The organism is Borreliella californiensis (genome assembly GCF_014205885.1).
Classification (GTDB): domain Bacteria; phylum Spirochaetota; class Spirochaetia; order Borreliales; family Borreliaceae; genus Borreliella; species Borreliella californiensis.
In genome coordinates, this window is record NZ_JACHFB010000001.1 from 50,012 (window position 1) to 65,788 (window position 15,777).

General features: G+C 31.3%; 27 protein-coding genes. 26 read left to right on the plus strand and 1 reads right to left on the minus strand.

Annotated features, from left to right (window positions below; translation table 11 throughout):
• The first annotated feature begins 2 nt into the window (after positions 1 to 2).
• The 4 genes from HNP67_RS00275 (at position 3) to HNP67_RS00290 (ending at position 4,288) form a co-directional block, all read left to right on the plus strand.
• Positions 3 to 182 (plus strand): hypothetical protein, encoded by a 180-nt coding sequence (locus tag HNP67_RS00275; protein WP_184124533.1) that lies wholly within the window; start codon positions 3 to 5, stop codon positions 180 to 182.
• A gap of 13 nt (positions 183 to 195) precedes the next feature.
• Entirely contained in the window at positions 196 to 1,017 is an 822-nt protein-coding gene (locus tag HNP67_RS00280) for a TIGR00282 family metallophosphoesterase (protein WP_184123891.1), read from the plus strand.
• Positions 1,018 to 1,106: 89 nt separating this feature from the next.
• Positions 1,107 to 2,390: a UDP-N-acetylglucosamine 1-carboxyvinyltransferase gene (murA, locus tag HNP67_RS00285; protein ID WP_184123895.1), complete on the plus strand. Its 1,284-nt coding sequence runs from the start codon at positions 1,107 to 1,109 to the stop codon at positions 2,388 to 2,390.
• Between the two features lie 533 nt (positions 2,391 to 2,923).
• The gene (locus HNP67_RS00290) at positions 2,924 to 4,288 is read left to right on the plus strand and encodes an MATE family efflux transporter (protein ID WP_184123898.1); all 1,365 of its coding nucleotides are present in this window, start codon (positions 2,924 to 2,926) and stop codon (positions 4,286 to 4,288) included.
• 93 nt (positions 4,289 to 4,381) lie between these two features.
• On the opposite strand, the gene HNP67_RS00295 is transcribed toward HNP67_RS00290, so the two are convergent.
• Positions 4,382 to 4,771 carry a hypothetical protein gene (locus HNP67_RS00295; protein ID WP_184123902.1) on the minus strand — a complete coding sequence of 130 codons (390 nt, stop codon included), beginning with the start codon at positions 4,769 to 4,771 and terminating at the stop codon, positions 4,382 to 4,384.
• 481 nt (positions 4,772 to 5,252) lie between these two features.
• Here HNP67_RS00295 and tuf point away from each other — a divergent pair, with 481 nt between their 5' ends.
• The 22 genes from tuf to rplO are packed head-to-tail and all read left to right on the plus strand — an operon-like array spanning position 5,253 to position 15,765.
• A complete protein-coding gene (gene tuf / locus HNP67_RS00300) occupies positions 5,253 to 6,437 on the plus strand; it encodes an elongation factor Tu (RefSeq protein ID WP_184123904.1) in 1,185 nt (394 codons plus the stop codon).
• Between the two features lie 53 nt (positions 6,438 to 6,490).
• The gene (rpsJ, locus tag HNP67_RS00305; RefSeq protein ID WP_002557068.1) at positions 6,491 to 6,802 is read left to right on the plus strand and encodes a 30S ribosomal protein S10; all 312 of its coding nucleotides are present in this window, start codon (positions 6,491 to 6,493) and stop codon (positions 6,800 to 6,802) included.
• Between the two features lie 35 nt (positions 6,803 to 6,837).
• Positions 6,838 to 7,458, plus strand: a complete 621-nt coding sequence (gene rplC, locus HNP67_RS00310) for a 50S ribosomal protein L3 (RefSeq protein ID WP_184123906.1) — start codon at positions 6,838 to 6,840, stop codon at positions 7,456 to 7,458.
• A gap of 9 nt (positions 7,459 to 7,467) precedes the next feature.
• A complete protein-coding gene (gene rplD / locus HNP67_RS00315) occupies positions 7,468 to 8,097 on the plus strand; it encodes a 50S ribosomal protein L4 (RefSeq protein ID WP_184123908.1) in 630 nt (209 codons plus the stop codon).
• A 24-nt stretch (positions 8,098 to 8,121) separates the two neighbouring features.
• Positions 8,122 to 8,418 carry a 50S ribosomal protein L23 gene (gene rplW, locus HNP67_RS00320; RefSeq protein WP_184123910.1) on the plus strand — a complete coding sequence of 99 codons (297 nt, stop codon included), beginning with the start codon at positions 8,122 to 8,124 and terminating at the stop codon, positions 8,416 to 8,418.
• A gap of 21 nt (positions 8,419 to 8,439) precedes the next feature.
• Entirely contained in the window at positions 8,440 to 9,273 is an 834-nt protein-coding gene (rplB, locus tag HNP67_RS00325; RefSeq protein ID WP_184123912.1) for a 50S ribosomal protein L2, read from the plus strand.
• 9 nt (positions 9,274 to 9,282) lie between these two features.
• Positions 9,283 to 9,561 carry a 30S ribosomal protein S19 gene (gene rpsS, locus HNP67_RS00330; protein ID WP_002557073.1) on the plus strand — a complete coding sequence of 93 codons (279 nt, stop codon included), beginning with the start codon at positions 9,283 to 9,285 and terminating at the stop codon, positions 9,559 to 9,561.
• A gap of 6 nt (positions 9,562 to 9,567) precedes the next feature.
• A complete protein-coding gene (rplV, locus tag HNP67_RS00335) occupies positions 9,568 to 9,930 on the plus strand; it encodes a 50S ribosomal protein L22 (RefSeq protein WP_071983452.1) in 363 nt (120 codons plus the stop codon).
• A gap of 3 nt (positions 9,931 to 9,933) precedes the next feature.
• Positions 9,934 to 10,812, plus strand: coding sequence for a 30S ribosomal protein S3 (gene rpsC, locus HNP67_RS00340; RefSeq protein ID WP_184123914.1), 879 nt, complete (start codon positions 9,934 to 9,936; stop codon positions 10,810 to 10,812).
• Positions 10,813 to 10,816: 4 nt separating this feature from the next.
• Positions 10,817 to 11,233 carry a 50S ribosomal protein L16 gene (gene rplP, locus HNP67_RS00345; RefSeq protein ID WP_002656214.1) on the plus strand — a complete coding sequence of 139 codons (417 nt, stop codon included), beginning with the start codon at positions 10,817 to 10,819 and terminating at the stop codon, positions 11,231 to 11,233.
• A 2-nt stretch (positions 11,234 to 11,235) separates the two neighbouring features.
• On the plus strand, positions 11,236 to 11,436 hold the full coding sequence (rpmC, locus tag HNP67_RS00350; RefSeq protein WP_184123916.1) for a 50S ribosomal protein L29: 201 nt from the start codon (positions 11,236 to 11,238) through the stop codon (positions 11,434 to 11,436).
• 2 nt (positions 11,437 to 11,438) lie between these two features.
• On the plus strand, positions 11,439 to 11,693 hold the full coding sequence (gene rpsQ, locus HNP67_RS00355; protein WP_184123919.1) for a 30S ribosomal protein S17: 255 nt from the start codon (positions 11,439 to 11,441) through the stop codon (positions 11,691 to 11,693).
• A 27-nt stretch (positions 11,694 to 11,720) separates the two neighbouring features.
• The gene (rplN, locus tag HNP67_RS00360) at positions 11,721 to 12,089 is read left to right on the plus strand and encodes a 50S ribosomal protein L14 (RefSeq protein ID WP_002557079.1); all 369 of its coding nucleotides are present in this window, start codon (positions 11,721 to 11,723) and stop codon (positions 12,087 to 12,089) included.
• Positions 12,090 to 12,103: 14 nt separating this feature from the next.
• Positions 12,104 to 12,409 carry a 50S ribosomal protein L24 gene (rplX, locus tag HNP67_RS00365; RefSeq protein WP_184123922.1) on the plus strand — a complete coding sequence of 102 codons (306 nt, stop codon included), beginning with the start codon at positions 12,104 to 12,106 and terminating at the stop codon, positions 12,407 to 12,409.
• Positions 12,410 to 12,414: 5 nt separating this feature from the next.
• Complete coding sequence (gene rplE, locus HNP67_RS00370; protein WP_184123925.1) at positions 12,415 to 12,963, plus strand: 50S ribosomal protein L5; 549 nt, start codon at positions 12,415 to 12,417, stop codon at positions 12,961 to 12,963.
• A 16-nt stretch (positions 12,964 to 12,979) separates the two neighbouring features.
• Positions 12,980 to 13,165, plus strand: a complete 186-nt coding sequence (locus HNP67_RS00375; protein ID WP_002557082.1) for a type Z 30S ribosomal protein S14 — start codon at positions 12,980 to 12,982, stop codon at positions 13,163 to 13,165.
• A 9-nt stretch (positions 13,166 to 13,174) separates the two neighbouring features.
• Positions 13,175 to 13,573, plus strand: a complete 399-nt coding sequence (gene rpsH / locus HNP67_RS00380; protein ID WP_184123928.1) for a 30S ribosomal protein S8 — start codon at positions 13,175 to 13,177, stop codon at positions 13,571 to 13,573.
• A gap of 16 nt (positions 13,574 to 13,589) precedes the next feature.
• A complete protein-coding gene (rplF, locus tag HNP67_RS00385; RefSeq protein WP_184123931.1) occupies positions 13,590 to 14,132 on the plus strand; it encodes a 50S ribosomal protein L6 in 543 nt (180 codons plus the stop codon).
• A gap of 17 nt (positions 14,133 to 14,149) precedes the next feature.
• Positions 14,150 to 14,509: a 50S ribosomal protein L18 gene (gene rplR, locus HNP67_RS00390; protein WP_184123934.1), complete on the plus strand. Its 360-nt coding sequence runs from the start codon at positions 14,150 to 14,152 to the stop codon at positions 14,507 to 14,509.
• A gap of 12 nt (positions 14,510 to 14,521) precedes the next feature.
• Positions 14,522 to 15,019: a 30S ribosomal protein S5 gene (gene rpsE / locus HNP67_RS00395; protein WP_184123937.1), complete on the plus strand. Its 498-nt coding sequence runs from the start codon at positions 14,522 to 14,524 to the stop codon at positions 15,017 to 15,019.
• 3 nt (positions 15,020 to 15,022) lie between these two features.
• Positions 15,023 to 15,328: a 50S ribosomal protein L30 gene (gene rpmD / locus HNP67_RS00400; protein ID WP_002661415.1), complete on the plus strand. Its 306-nt coding sequence runs from the start codon at positions 15,023 to 15,025 to the stop codon at positions 15,326 to 15,328.
• The gene (gene rplO, locus HNP67_RS00405) at positions 15,328 to 15,765 is read left to right on the plus strand and encodes a 50S ribosomal protein L15 (protein ID WP_184123940.1); all 438 of its coding nucleotides are present in this window, start codon (positions 15,328 to 15,330) and stop codon (positions 15,763 to 15,765) included. The genes rpmD and rplO overlap by 1 nt, the downstream gene beginning before the upstream one ends.
• Positions 15,766 to 15,777 lie beyond the last annotated feature (12 nt).

Sequence of the window (15,777 nt, forward strand, 5' to 3'; positions counted from 1 at the left end):
TTATGTTTTTAGTGTTCTTTTTCGAGTTTTTTTTAGTTGTTAAATTTAGCATTATTGTAAAGCCTTATTTGCAATTTATATTGATTTTTATGATGATTGTTTTTGCTGTTTTTGTGGGATATTTTGTGTCAATTTTTATTGTAAAAAGTTTGCTTATTAAGTTGTTTGAACTGGATCAATAAAAAGAGAGGCGTTGTGTCTTTAAGGGTTTTAATTGCTGGTGAAGTTGTCGGCAAAGCCGGGATTATTGTTATAAAATCCTTTTTGTCATCCTTTAAGGTTGAAAAAAAGATCGATTTTGTAATATCTGGCAATAATTTTACTACAGGTTTAAGGGGGCTTGGCAAGAAGCATGCCTTTTTATTAAAAAAGTATGGAATTGATGTTTTAACTTTAGGTGAAAATGCTTTTGCAAGGTCTGATTTGTCTGATGACCTTGATAAGTATAATTTTATTTTAAAACCTTTAAATTGTCCTGCAAAATTAAAAGGATATTCTTATTTTATTTATAATGTTAATGGCAAAAAATTGGCTGTTATTAGGATTGTAGGTCAAACAGGAATAACCAAATATAAATTTAATCACCCTTTTTATAGTTTTGATTTTTTTTATCAAAGAATTAAAATGCAAACAAATAATATTATTGTTATTTTTGATTCAAATACTACAGCTGAAGTTAATGCTTTGTTTTTTTATCTAAAATCAAGAGTTAGTGCTTGTCTTGGAACCGGGAAGAGGATTTTAACAGCTGATTTGAGAATTTTAGATAATACTGCTATTATAACTGATTTGGGCAGAGTTGGGAGTTTGGACAGTGTTATTGGATATTCTCCTGATTTAGAGGTGGATAAATTTTTGAAAGGATTTTTAAATCAGAGATTTAATGAATCTTGGGAAGGCCTTGGTTTTAACGGCGTTTTAATTGATATAGATGAGAATGGGCATTCCTTTTCTGCAGAGACTGTTAGAGAATATATAGATTATAAATCAAGTTTAAAAGATGTGGATATTGTTTGATATTTGTATCTTTAGATATTCTTTAAATTTTAATAATCTTATCTGCGTGATTTAATTTTATTAAGTTTTTATGTATAGGAGGATGTATTGTGTATAGTTATCTTGTAGAAGGTGGTTATAAGATAGGTGGTCAAATTACAGCCAGTGGGAATAAGAATGCTGCTTTGCCTTGTATTTTTGCTGCTTTGCTTACTGATGAAGAGGTTATTTTAGAAAATATTCCGAATATTAATGATGTAAAAGTTGTTTTAGATATTTTAAGTGATATAGGAGTAGATATTGTAAGAGAGGGAAATACTTTAAAAATAAAAGTTTTAAATATTGTAAAAACAGAAATAGATTCCTCTCTTACGGATTTAATTAGGGCTTCCATACTTTTATTGGGACCTTTTGTTTCTAGGTTTGGGAAAATAGATATGGCGCTTCCAGGAGGAGATGTGATTGGAAAGAGGCGACTTGATACTCATTTTTATGGGCTTTGCAAGCTAGGGGCCAAATTAAGTACAAAAGACAGAAGGATTGTTTTAAAAGCTAATAAGCTTGTTGGAGCTGAAATGTTTTTAGATGAAGCTTCTGTTACAGCTACAGAAAATATCGTTATGGCTGCAGTTCTCGCTGAAGGAAATACCGTTATTATGAATGCTGCTTGTGAGCCACATGTTCAAGATTTATGTAATATGTTAAATTCAATGGGCGCCAATATTTTAGGAATTGGTTCAAATATTTTAGAAATAAGGGGTGTGAAAAAATTAAGTGGGACCCTATTTAGAATAGGAGCCGATTTCATGCAAGTTGGCTCTTTAATTAGCCTTGCTGCATTAACAGGGGGTGAGCTTGAAATTAAAAAAGCAGATCCCCATCATTTCAGATTAATTAGGTATGTATATTCAAGACTTGGCATTAATTTCGAATATGACAGGGAAAATATATATGTAAAAGATAAACAAGAATTAAAAGTTAAGTTAGATTTTGGTGGACATATTCCAAAAATTGATGATGGTCCATGGCCAGCTTTTCCAACAGATCTTATGAGCATTATTATAGTCACTGCAACTCAAATAAAAGGCACAGTTTTGGTTTTTGAGAAGATGTTTGAATCTAGGATGTTTTTTGTAGATAAATTAATAAAAATGGGTGCTCGAATTGTGCTGTGCGATCCGCACCGTGTAGTAGTTACGGGTAAATCTCCTCTTAAAGGCAATGTCTTGTCTTCTCCAGATGTACGAGCGGGAATGTCTCTTCTTATTGCGGCTTTTGTTGCTGAAGGTCGCAGCGAGATTCAAAATGTTTATCAAATTGAAAGAGGATACGAAGATGTCGCTAGCAAATTAATTAATTTGGGTGCAAAAATCAAGAAAGTTAAAAGTCAATAACTTGGTGTTGAGCTTTATCATATGTGTGATTTATGGAAAATGTTTTTAATAGAAGATAGAAATAAGATATTTTTAAGAGGTTGAATTATGAATAAAAATATATTACATTAATTTCTATTGTTGGTATTTTTTAACTAATATTGTTAATTTTTTATATTTTATAGTTTAGATATTTTAGTGTAAAAAATAATATTGAAAGATTGATAAAAATTTGCAGAGTGGCGTTTCTGATTTTGAATTTTTGCTTTTATAATATTAGTTATTCTTTTAAATAAAGTATTTATTTTTCTGCTTTAATTTGTAAGAATGGCTTTAATTTTTCTGTTTTTGGTTATGATTTTTTGGTGTGGCATGTTAATAGATTTTGTTTATATCTTATCCATTTAATGTATAACATGTGACTGTTAATTGTTTTGACGCTATATATTAATTTTTAGTTTTTTAAATTAAGAATTAAATACTTTTTTATTACTGATGAATAAATTTGATTTTAGATTTTTTATAAAAAATATTTTAGATGGGGATAAAATTTTATGTTTGCAGATAAGAGCAAGACTAGGGAATTAATATTAAATGGCAATTTATATAAGGTTCTTTTTTTAATAAGTTTTCCTATTGTTATAACTAATATTATTCAAGCTTTTTATGATCTTACCGATATGTTTTATGTTGGCAAGCTTGGAGCTATGCCGTTGTCAGCGCTTTCACTTGCTGGTCCTATAAATTTTTTTATTATGGCTATTGCTATGGGAATGGCTACAGGAAGCATTTCTTTGATGTCAAAATGCATAGGAGAGGGAAATTTTTCTCGTTTTTCAAGGTATGCCGGGCAACTTATTGCTTTAAACTTTGCTTTATCCTTATTTGTGACCATTTGTGCTTTTTTTTTTATTGAGCATCTTTTAGATTTGTTGGGTGTAAAGGGGGAGCTTAAAGAACTCTCAAGAGTTTATTTTTATGTGACAATTTTTGGAATACCCACTATGTTTTTAAGTATTTCAATTACATATATTTTAAACGCTCAGGGAGAAACTATCCTTTCAATGATAATAGTTATATTTGCTAATATTGTCAATTTTATTCTTGATCCAATTTTAATATTTAGTTTTAATATGGGTATTACTGGGGCTGCTTGGGCCACTTTATTTTCAAAATTGTTAACTGTTGCTTTTTATTTATTTTTGACTTACGGGTTAAATTATGGATTAAAAATTCATCTGAAGGATTTAGTGGTAGATATAAGATTTATTAAAGAAATTGTTAATTTGGGATTGCCTTCAGCTTTTGGGCAAATAATGGTTTCGTTATCTTTTTTTATTTTCAATTATATAGTTATTGAGATTAGTCCGAAATTTTTGGCAGCGTATGGACTTACAAACACCATTATTTCTTTTTTATTTCTTCCTGCTATGGGAATTGGTACTGGAATTATTTCAATTGTTGGTCAAAATCTTGGTGCCAAGAAAATAAATAGGGTGGGGGAAGTTTTGAAAAAGGGGTTTTTTATTTCTTTAGCAATTTTATTAATAATAAATTCAATTGTTATTTTTAATAAACAGTTTATACTAAGGTTGTTTACAAATGATTTAGAAGTTTTAAATTATGCCAATAATTATTTATTGTTAACAACTATTGGTACTTTTGGATATGGACTCCAACAAGTATTTTTTGGAGGACTTATTGGGTCTGGTAGGACAAAAATTGCAATGATTGTTATTTTTATTAGATTGTGGCTTATTCGTCTTCCAGTAGTTTTTATTTTTCAATATTTTGGCATAATTGAAAATTCTTTAGGTTATGCTTTTATAATTTCAAATTATTTGGCAATTATAATTTTATTTGCAGTTACTTGCACTCGTTATTGGGCTAAGCCCATTTTAATTAAAAAATACAAATAGTAATGAAGATTTATGTGTATGTATTTTGCCAAAGCAAATAGCTAATTTATTTTTAATAATTTTAATATTTTAGTTTTAAATCATTTATCTTTGTTATTGTTTTTCAAAAATATATAATGTGTTTTTTCTTTTAGTGTTGATTTTAGTTTTTAAATGAAAAGTTTTTGTCTCAAGTCCATTAAGTTTTTCTCTAATTAATTCACCTGTTTTGCTGCCTTCTTTAAAAATTGCCAATGAATTTGCATTTATATCTTCTGTACTTTTATTTTTAAGAGTAATTATTAGATTATTTTTGCTGTCGGATTTGTAGTTTACTATTTCTATTTTTTTGTTGGGTTTTATATTGCTAATAAGATAGGTAATTTCTTTTGCATTTTCTTTTGATTTTATTGTGCTTGTTTTCATGCAAGATACAAAAACAATTGAAATGCTATAAATTGCAAGTATTAGTAGTAATTTAAGCTTAAATTTTTGAGCTTTCATCCTTTTTATTATATTTTTTTATTTGAGTAGTGTTAACTTTTTTGATAAATAAAGGTGTTTGATCAATTTTAAATAGCTGCTAGATTTCAAAAAGTATTTACTATTGCTTTGAATTTTGTGTTTTTGAATGTACTGGTAGAGCATTACTTATTAAATGGTTGGTTTTAAAGCTTTATTTTTCAGCATTTTGTGCTTTTTTTTAATTAATATAAAGTTTATTTTAATTTTTGATGCTATTATATGTGTGGTTAATTGAGTTTAAAAGTTTAAGTGTATTGACTATATTTTATAAAATGTGTAGAATTTTAAAGCTATTAAAATTTTTTAGAAAAACACGTGTAGTGCGGGTCAATTTCTAAAAATGGATTTTTTATTTTTTTTATTATTTGTAGCTATTTTCTTATTTTAATAAGAATAAATTTTTTAAAGAAGAGATTAAATGTAAGTAGCTATTTAGAATGTGCAATTTAGGAGGTTAGTCATGGCAAAAGAAGTTTTTCAAAGAACAAAGCCACACATGAATGTTGGGACAATAGGTCATGTTGATCATGGTAAAACAACATTAACAGCGGCCATTAGTATTTATTGTTCAAAATTAAATAAAGATGCAAAAGCATTAAAGTATGAAGACATTGATAATGCACCTGAGGAGAAAGCAAGAGGAATAACAATTAATGCTAGGCATATTGAATACGAAACAGTTAATAGACATTATGCTCATGTAGATTGTCCAGGCCATGCTGATTATATAAAAAATATGATTACAGGAGCAGCTCAAATGGATGCAGCTATACTTTTAGTTGCTGCTGATAGTGGTGCTGAGCCTCAAACAAAAGAGCATTTGCTTCTTGCTCAAAGAATGGGAATAAAGAAAATAATAGTTTTTTTAAATAAATTAGACTTAGCAGATCCTGAACTTGTTGAGCTTGTTGAAGTTGAAGTTTTAGAGCTTGTTGAAAAATATGGTTTTTCGGCTGATACTCCAATAATAAAGGGTTCGGCTTTTGGAGCTATGTCAAATCCAGAAGATCCTGAATCTACAAAATGCGTTAAAGAACTTCTTGAATCTATGGATAATTATTTTGATCTTCCAGAAAGAGATATTGACAAACCGTTTTTGCTTGCTGTTGAAGATGTATTTTCTATTTCAGGAAGAGGTACTGTTGCTACTGGGCGTATTGAAAGAGGTGTTATTAAAGTTGGCCAAGAAGTTGAAATAGTTGGTATTAAAGAAACCAGAAAAACTACTGTTACTGGTGTTGAAATGTTCCAGAAAATTCTTGAGCAGGGTCAAGCGGGAGATAATGTTGGGCTTCTTTTAAGAGGAGTTGATAAAAAAGATATTGAAAGAGGACAAGTTTTGTCAGCTCCAGGTACAATTACTCCACACAAGAAGTTCAAAGCTTCAATTTATTGTTTAACTAAAGAAGAAGGCGGTAGGCACAAGCCATTTTTCCCAGGTTATAGACCACAGTTCTTTTTTAGAACAACCGATGTTACCGGAGTTGTTGCTTTAGAGGGAAAAGAAATGGTTATGCCGGGTGATAATGTTGATATTGTTGTTGAGCTGATCTCTTCAATAGCTATGGATAAGAATGTAGAATTTGCTGTTCGAGAAGGTGGGAGAACTGTTGCTTCAGGAAGAATTCTTGAGATATTGGAATAGGTTAAGAGACTTTAAGGATATATTTAATACTCTTTAAAGTTTAGGAGAATAAATTGATTGCTAAAGATAAGATACGTGTAAGATTATTTAGTTTTGATGTTAAAATATTAGACCAGAGTGCCGAATCTATTGTTAAAGCTGTTCAGAAGGCCAAGGCTCAGATTAAGGGACCAATTCCTTTGCCGACAAAAATAAAAAAATATACTGTTTTACGTTCTCCTCATGTCAATAAAAAATCAAGAGAGCAATTTGAGATGAGAACTCATAAAAGGCTTATTGATATCTTAGAGCCTACTTCTGCTTTAATGGACTCTTTAATGAAATTAGAGCTTCCAGCAGGTGTTGAGGTAGATATTAAGCAGTAAATGATATTTTAAGTATATGAATTTGAGGTGTTTTAATGTTGGGATTGATTGGAAAAAAAGTTGGCATGACTCAGATATTTCAGAAAAATGGCATTGTGGTTCCTGTTACTGTTATAGAGTTTCAGCCCAATTATATTATAGGGAAGAAAACAGTCGATAGAGATGGTTATAGCGCTCTTATAGCAGGTTCTGTTGATCTTAAGAGTTCTAAAATTTCAAAGCCTATAAAAGGTCAATATAAAAATTTAAAAGATATTGAGCCTAAAAAATATGTGATAGAGCTTAAGGGGCTTGATGGGTATGACGCTGGTGATGAGATTAAGGTTGATGTTTTTAAGTTAGTTAAGTATGTAGATGTTACAGGTATTACTAAAGGCAAGGGTTTTCAAGGGGCTATGAAAAGGCATAATTTTAGTGGTGGACCATCTTCTCATGGATCAAAATTTCATAGACATCTTGGTGGAACAGGACAAGCTACTACTCCTGCAAGAACATTTAAAGGGACCAAAATGGCTGGTAGAATGGGTGGAAATCAACAAACTATTCAAAATCTTGAAGTTGTTTTAATTGATGAAGAAAAGAGAGCCCTTCTAGTAAAAGGGGCTGTGCCTGGCGCTAAGGGTTCTTTTGTTGTTGTTAAGAAATCTAAAAAGTAGGTATTTAGTATGGAAAGAAAAGTTTTTTCTAAAGATGGGAAAGAGATTGGAACGATAAATTTGGATGATAGAGTTTTTAATATAGAAATTAGTCATGGGTCTATTTACAATGCTATAAAAAATGAGTTGTCTAATCTTAGGGTTGGAACATCTTCAACTAAAACCAGATCAGAGGTCAGGGGAAGCTCTAAAAAGCCTTGGAAGCAAAAAGGAACCGGTAGAGCTAGAGTTGGTACAAAGCGAAATCCAGTTTGGATTGGCGGAGGCGTAGCATTGGGGCCAAAGCCTAGGGATTATAGCTATAGATTGCCTAAAAAGGTAAAAAAGCTTGCATTTAAGTCTGTATTAAGTTTGCGTGCTGCTGATGAAAATAGTTTTAAAGTTATTGAGAATTTTAATGTTGAATCTGGAAAAACTAAAGATCTTGCGGTAATAATAAAAAATTTTGCAAGTTTTAATGGTAAGGTAGTTATTCTTTTGGGCAATGATGATCAGATGATAAAAAGGGCTGGTAAAAATATAAGAGATTTAAAGATTTTGTCTTTTGATAAACTTAGGGTTGTTGATTTGTTTTATGCTAAGAATTTAATAGCTTTAGAATCTGCTGTTAACAAGCTCAATGAGTTTTACATTAATTAAATAAAAAGGATGTTGAGGATAAGTATGAAGGCTTATGATATAATAGTTTCACCTATGCTTACTGAAAAAACCAATACTCAAAGGGAAAGTATTAATGTTTATGTTTTTAAGGTTAATAAAAGGGCAAATAAAAAAGAGGTTGGTGCAGCAATAAAAGAACTTTTCAATGTTACTCCAGTATCGTGTAATTTGCTCAATATTAAAAGTAAGGCCAAGGTTGTGATGTCTAGAAAGGGGTATCCTATAGGTAAGGGAAAAACTTCTTCATGGAAGAAGGCATATGTTTATCTCGAAAAGGAAGATAAAATAGATATTTTTTAGTGGTTTTGGAGAAAAATAAATATGGGTATTAAGACTTATAAGCCAAAAACTTCTTCTTTGCGCTATAAGACGACTTTATCTTTTGATGATTTGAGCAAAGGTAACGATCCTTTGAAATCTTTAACAAAAGGTAAGAAATTTAGATCGGGCAGAGATTCTTCTGGCAGAATTAGTGTTAGAAGAAGAGGTGGTGGACATAAGAGAAGGTATAGGTTGATCGATTTTAATCGAAGAGATAAATTTAGCGTTCCTGCTCGAGTTTCTTCTATTGAATATGATCCCAATAGAAGTGCTAATATAGCTTTGCTTATTTATAAAGATGGAGAAAAAAGGTATATTATTTCTCCTAAAGGCATTAAGGTTGGAGATGTTTTGGAAAGTGGTCCAAATGCCCCAATTAAAATTGGCAATGCCTTGCCTCTTGAAAATATTCCTATTGGAAGAACTGTTCACAATATTGAGCTTAATGTGGGAAAAGGTGGACAGCTTATAAGAAGTGCTGGTGGATATGCTATGATACTTGCTTCTGACGGGAATTATGTTACTGTAAAATTATCATCCGGTGAGGTGAGATTGATTTTTAAAAAATGTATTGCAACAATTGGTGAAATTGGAAATGAAGATTATGCCAATATTTCTATAGGTAAAGCTGGTAAAAGTAGGTGGCTTGGTAGAAGGCCTAAGGTTAGAGGCGTTGCTATGAATCCTGTTGACCATCCGCATGGTGGTGGTGAAGGAAAAACTTCTGGAGGTCGCCATCCTGTGTCTCCTTGGGGACAGCCCACTAAGGGCTATAAGACTCGCAAGAAGAAGAGATATTCAGATAAGTTTATTATTAAAAGAAGAAATAAATAGGAGAGTATAGTGGCAAGATCTATTAAAAAAGGGCCTTTTATAGAAAAGAGTCTTTATCAAAAAGTTTTATCATCTTTTGGAAGTGAGAAGAGGGTTGTTATTAAAACTTACTCCAGATCTTCAACAATAATTCCTGAAATGGTAAGCCTTACTATATCTGTTTACAATGGCAAAACTTTTATACCTATTTATATTACTGAGGATCTTGTGGGGCATAAGCTTGGCGAGTTTTCACCTACAAGGATTTTTAGAGGCCATGCTAAGTCAGACAAAAAGGGAAGGAAATAAGTAGTTATGTTGGTAAATAGAAGATATACAGCAAGGGGTAAAAATTTGCCCTCTTCTCCAAAAAAAGTTAGGCCAATAGCTGACAATATACGGGGGGAGTCTTATATTAAAGCTATTGCAGTGCTTTGTTCTATGCCTAATAAAGGAGCTAAGCTTTTAGAAAAAGTTGTTAAATCAGCAGCATCAAATGCAATGTATCACAATAAAAATCTTTCCGAAGACATGATATTTGTAAAAACAGTTATGGTTGATGATGGGCGTCGTCGTAAAAAGATTTGGCCTAGAGCCAGGGGTAGGGCTGATAGGCTTGTTAATAGAAATTGTCATATTTTTGTTGAAGTTGATGAAAAAAAAGATATTAAAGGATAAAGTATGGGTCAAAAAGTACATCCATATAGCTTAAGGGTAAAAATTAATAAGGATTGGAAGTCAAAATGGTATTTTGATAAAAAATTGTATTCTGCAATTCTTCATGAAGACTTTTTAATAAGACGAGAAATTATGAAGTTTCTTAAAGGGATTAAATTTGATATTTCTGATATAGAAATAATTAGAAATAATCCTCAAAAAGTAACAATAGTAATTGTTACTCCAAGGCCTGGTTCTGTGATAGGGCTTAAAGGCTCTAATCTTGAAAAGATTGGTCAATTGTTAACTAAAAAAATTTCTAAAAAGATTAGCATTAAGATTAAAGAGGTTAAAAGGCCAGAGCTTGATGCTCAAATTATTGCTAATGGGATTGCAAAGCAAGTAGAAAATAGAGCATCTTATAGAAAAGTTTTAAAATCATCCCTTTCTACTTCTATGTTAAAAGGTGCTCAAGGGCTCAAAATTAAGATTGCCGGTAGACTTGGTGGGGCGGAGATTGCTCGAAGCTTTGAGGTTAAGGAAGGTCGGGTTCCTTTGCATACTCTTAGAGCTAATATAGATTATGGATTTTCTGAGGCTCAAACTACTTATGGAATTATTGGAGTTAAGGTTTGGTTATTTAAAGGTGAAGTTTTAGGGAGACAAACCAATTCTGATGCTGGTCAGGTAATAAATAAAAAGTCTTTTAGGGAAAGAGGCGATGCTATTAAAAATTTTGATAAAATTTTAAATAATAGAGAAAAGATCGATGAAAAGCAAACTAGGCTTTTGAATAAAAAAGATGGGCTATCTAAAGATAAATTAGATCTTTTAAATAAAAAAAATAGTGAGCCTTTTTCTAAAGGAAGAGTCGATTTTAATGAGCAGGATATTGGAGGATAATTAGATGTTAAGTCCAAAAAAGGTTAAATATAGGAAGAAGCAGAGAGGAAGATTGTCCGGAGAGGCCCAGAAGGGCAATAAAATTTCTTTTGGTGAATATGGACTTGTTTCTTTGGAAACAAATTTTATTACTGCTCGTCAAATTGAGGCTGCTCGTATTGCAATGACTCGTAAAATAAAAAGAGGTGGAAGGGTTTGGATAAGAATATTCCCTGATATTCCTTATACTAAAAAACCAGCTGAAACTAGAATGGGTAAGGGCAAGGGGGGTGTTGATCATTGGAATGCTCCTGTTAAGCTTGGTACTGTTATGTTTGAAATGTCAGGAGTTGTAGAAGAGCTTGCTCAAGAAGCTATGTCGCTTGCAAGTTCTAAGCTTCCAGTAAAAACCATGTTTGTTGTAAGGCGAGATTTGAGGTAATTATGTTAAAAAATTTTAAAAGTTTTACTCTTGAGGACATGAAGGCTAAAAGGCTAGAATTAAAGAAAGAATATTTAGATTTAAGATTTAAATCTGTTGTTGGTCATGTTGAAAATCCTTTAAAAAAAAGAGAGATTAGGCGTGATATTGCAAGACTTAATACAATAATTTGTGAATATAAATTAGGTATTAGAAAGGTTTAGATATGGCAAGAGAAAATAAAAAAGAATTAATTGGCAAAGTTGTTAGTGACAAGATGTCTAAGACTATAGTAGTAGAAATTGTTCAAAGAAAGATGCATCCAATTTATCGCAAGTATTTAAAGGTTAGTAAAAAAGTTAAAGCACATGATGAAAAAGAAATTTCAAAGGTTGGCGATAAGGTAAAAATTATTGAGGTTCGACCTATTAGTAAAGATAAAAGATGGTCTCTTGTTGAGGTTTTAGAAAAATTAAAATAGTTTTGATTTTTCTAAAGGAGGTTGATTATGATTCAGATGCAGACTTATTTAACAATTGCGGATAATACTGGTGGCAAGGTGGCTCAATGTATTAAGGTTCTTGGTGGTAGTAAAAGGCGTTATGCCAAAATTGGAGATATAATAACTATTGTAGTAAAACAAGCAATTCCTAATTCTTCTGTTAAAAAAGGAGATGTTTATAAAGCTGTAATTGTTAGGACTTCTAAAGAAGTAAGACGCAAGAACGGGACTTATGTTAGGTTTGATGATAATGCTTGTGTGATACTTGATGCTAATTTAAGTCCTAGGGGCAAAAGGGTATTTGGACCTGTTGCAAGAGAACTTAGGGATGCTAATTTTATGAAGGTGGTATCATTAGCTTCAGAGGTTATATAGCAAAAGGGGGTTTTGTGAAGACAAAGTTCAAGATAGGGGATAGCGTAAAAATTCTTTCTGGAAAAGATAAGGGAAGAGTAGGTAAGATTTCTAGTATAAATAGAAAAAAAAATAAAGTTATTATTGAGTCTTGCAATATGGTTAAAAAAGTTATTAAAGCTAGGACACCCCAAGAAAAGGGTAGAATAATAGATAAGGAGGCCGCTATAGATATTTCAAATGTGATGATATTTGTTAAGGGAACTTCTTCAAGATTGGGCATTAGATTTGAAAATAATGAAAAAATAAGATATCTTAAAAAAAATGGACAGAGGATATAGAGTTTATGAATTATGTTCCTGAATTGAAGAAATATTATAAAGACAGTGTTATAAAAGAGCTTGTTAAGGAATTTGAATATAAATCTATAATGCAAGTTCCCAAGCTTGAGAAAATAGTAGTTTCTGTAGGTGTTGGGGAGGCTGTTAGAAATAAGAAGTTATTAGATTCTGCTGTTTTGGAGCTTGCTCATATCACTGGTCAGAAAGCTGTAAAGACAAAAGCAAAAAAAGCAATAGCCGGATTTAAAATTAGACAAGGGCAAGAAATAGGCGCTAAAGTTACACTTAGGGGCAATGCAATGTATGAATTTTTATATAAACTTATTCATTTAGCATTGCCAAGAGTTAAGGATTTTAGGGGAATCAATGGAGATGCTTTTGATGGTAATGGAAATTATTCTTTTGGGATAACAGAGCAAATAATATTTTCTGAGATAGACTATGATAAAATAGAGAGAATATCTGGTTTGAATATTACAATTGTGACAACAGCTTCAAATGATAAAGAAAGTAAAGCTTTGCTTTTGAAATTTGGAATGCCGTTTAGTAATTAGGGGATTTGTAAAGTATATGGCAAAAAAATCAATGATTATTAGGGCTTTAAGAAAGCCTAAGTATAAAACAAGGCAAAATAATAGATGTAAGTTGTGTGGTCGTCCAAGAGGATATTTGAGGGATTTTTGTATGTGTCGAATATGTTTTAGAAAGTATGCGTCTGAAGGATTAATTCCTGGCGTTTCAAAATCAAGTTGGTAAGGGAATTTTATGGCGATTACTTATTCAGTAGGAGACATGCTAACTAAATTAAGAAATGCAAGCAGAGTTAGACATGGATCTGTAGATTTAAAGATGTCTAATATGAATAAATCAATATTAAACATTCTTAAGGAAGAGGGTTATATTAAGGATTTTAATTTTTTAGAAAAGGAAGGAATTTCTTTTATTAGGGTTTTACTAAAGTATGACAGCAAAAGAAATCCTGTTATAAATAAAATAGATGCTATTTCCACTCCGGGTAGAAAAATTTATTCTTCATATAAAAATATGCCAAGAATAAAGAATGGGTATGGAATATTAATTATATCTTCTTCTCAAGGTGTTATTACTGGCAAGGAAGCTAAAGATAAAAAAATAGGTGGTGAGTTGATTTGCTCAGTTTGGTAGTTTAATAGGGGGATGTATGTCACGTATTGGAAGACTTCCGATAAAGATTCCAGATGCTGTTAAGGTTGATGTTAAAGGCGACTTAGTAATAGTTGAAGGCATTAGGGGAAGATTAGTTCAAGATATAAAAGAAAGTATTAATGTTAAAGTTGAGAATGGCAGTGTTATTGTTGATCGAGTTGTTAATGATAAAAAAGCAAAAGCTTATCACGGTCTTTACAGGAGTTTAATTTTTAACATGGTAAAAGGAGTGACTGAAGGATTTTCTAAGTCTCTTACTATAAATGGTATAGGATATAGAGTAGAGCAACAAGGCAATAGCCTTTTTTTAAGCCTTGGTTATTCAACTCAGTTTGAATATGTTATTCCAGATGGTATTAGCGTAAAGCTTGACGGGAATACTAAAGTTTCTGTTGAAGGAATAGACAAGTTTAAGGTTGGTCAGGTTGCTGCTGAGATTAGAAGTTTAAAAAAACCAGAGCCATATAAAGGAAAGGGCATTAAATATGATAATGAAGTTATTAGAAGAAAAGTTGGAAAATCTGGTGTAAAAAAATAAATTTTGGGTTAATAGTTATGAAAAAAATAAAAGAAGCAGAACAGAGAAAGCTTAGACGTAAAAAAAGAATAAAGGACAAAATAGGGCGCGGGGTAGCTAGTAGGCCACGAATTACCATATTTAAATCTAATAGGTATTTTTATGCGCAGGTTATAGATGATACTAAGGGGCATACTGTTGTAAGTATTTCTACTATTGAAAAAAGTCTTAATTTAGGCAAAAATATTGATGATATAAAAAAACTTGGAGAAGTTCTTGCTAAAAGGCTTAAGGAGAAAAATATAAATAATCTTATTTTTGACAGAAATGGTTATAAGTATCATGGACTTATTGCAAGTTTTGCAACTTCTTTGAGAGAGTTTGGTATTAATATTTAAGGGAGTGTATTTATGGTAGATGTTCAGGCTCAGAAAAAGCAGATAGAAAAGTTAATATCACTCAACAGAGTTACTAAGGTTGTTAAGGGCGGGAGAAGATTCTCTTTTGCTGCTTTTATGGTTGTTGGAGATGGTGAAGGACATGTTGGTTGGGGCTTTGGTAAAGCTAATGATGCTAGTGATGCAATAAAAAAAAGTTTAACAAGTGCTAGGAAAAATTTAAGATTTGTTCCTATTCGAAAAGGAACATTGCCACATGAGGTTATTGGTTGCTTTAAAAAAGCCAAAGTTTTAATCAAGCCAGCTACTCATGGTACTGGTGTTATTGCGGGGGGCCCTGTTCGTGCTGTAATGGAGGCTTTAGGAGTGCATGATATTTTGAGCAAATCTCTTGGTTCTAATAATTCTATGAATGTGGTAAAGGCGACTTTTAAGGCATTTGATTTAGTTTTGAATGCTGAAAAAGTGGCAGAAATGCGAGAAAAAACTTTGAAAACTTTATGGGGTTAATGTATGATTAAAAGGAAATTAAGATTACAACTAAAGAAAGCTAGGTTTAATGCTTCAAGGTCTAGGTCTAAGAATAAATGTTTTATTAGAAGAATGGAAAATAATAGAAAAATTATTTCTAAAAACAATATTAATGTGCAAGTTTTTCTTGTAAGAAGTCTTATTGGAAAATTAAATAAAAAGGTCAAAGTTTTAAAAGCATTAGGTTTAAATAAAATAGGCGATAAAAAGGTACATTTTTTAAATGAATCTATTAAGGGCATGCTGAACGAGACTATTAATATGATTGTATTAAGCGAGGTAATGTAATGTTTAACCTGTTAAAGCCTAAGGGAGCTAGCAAGCAACGTAAAATTGTTGGCAGAGGTCCGGGTTCAGGACTTGGCAAAACTTCTGGGAGAGGTCAAAAGGGGCAAAAAGCAAGAAATACTTCGCCAAGACTTGGATTTGAAGGTGGGCAGACTCCTCTTTATAGAAGATTGCCGAGGAAAGGTTTTTCTAATAGTGATTATAAATTGGAATATGCAATTGTTAATCTTGGAGATATAGATAAAAAATTTAAGGATGGACAAGTTGTTAATTATGATACTTTGCTTGAAAATAAACTTATAAAAAAGAAAAATAAAAAAATTAAGATTTTGTCTAATGGTAAGCTTACAAAAAAAGTTTCCTTTGAAATTTCTAGAATTTCTAAATCGGCTGAAAGCCTTGTAATAAAAATTGGCTGTACTATTAAATTGATTTAAAGTGGAATAAAA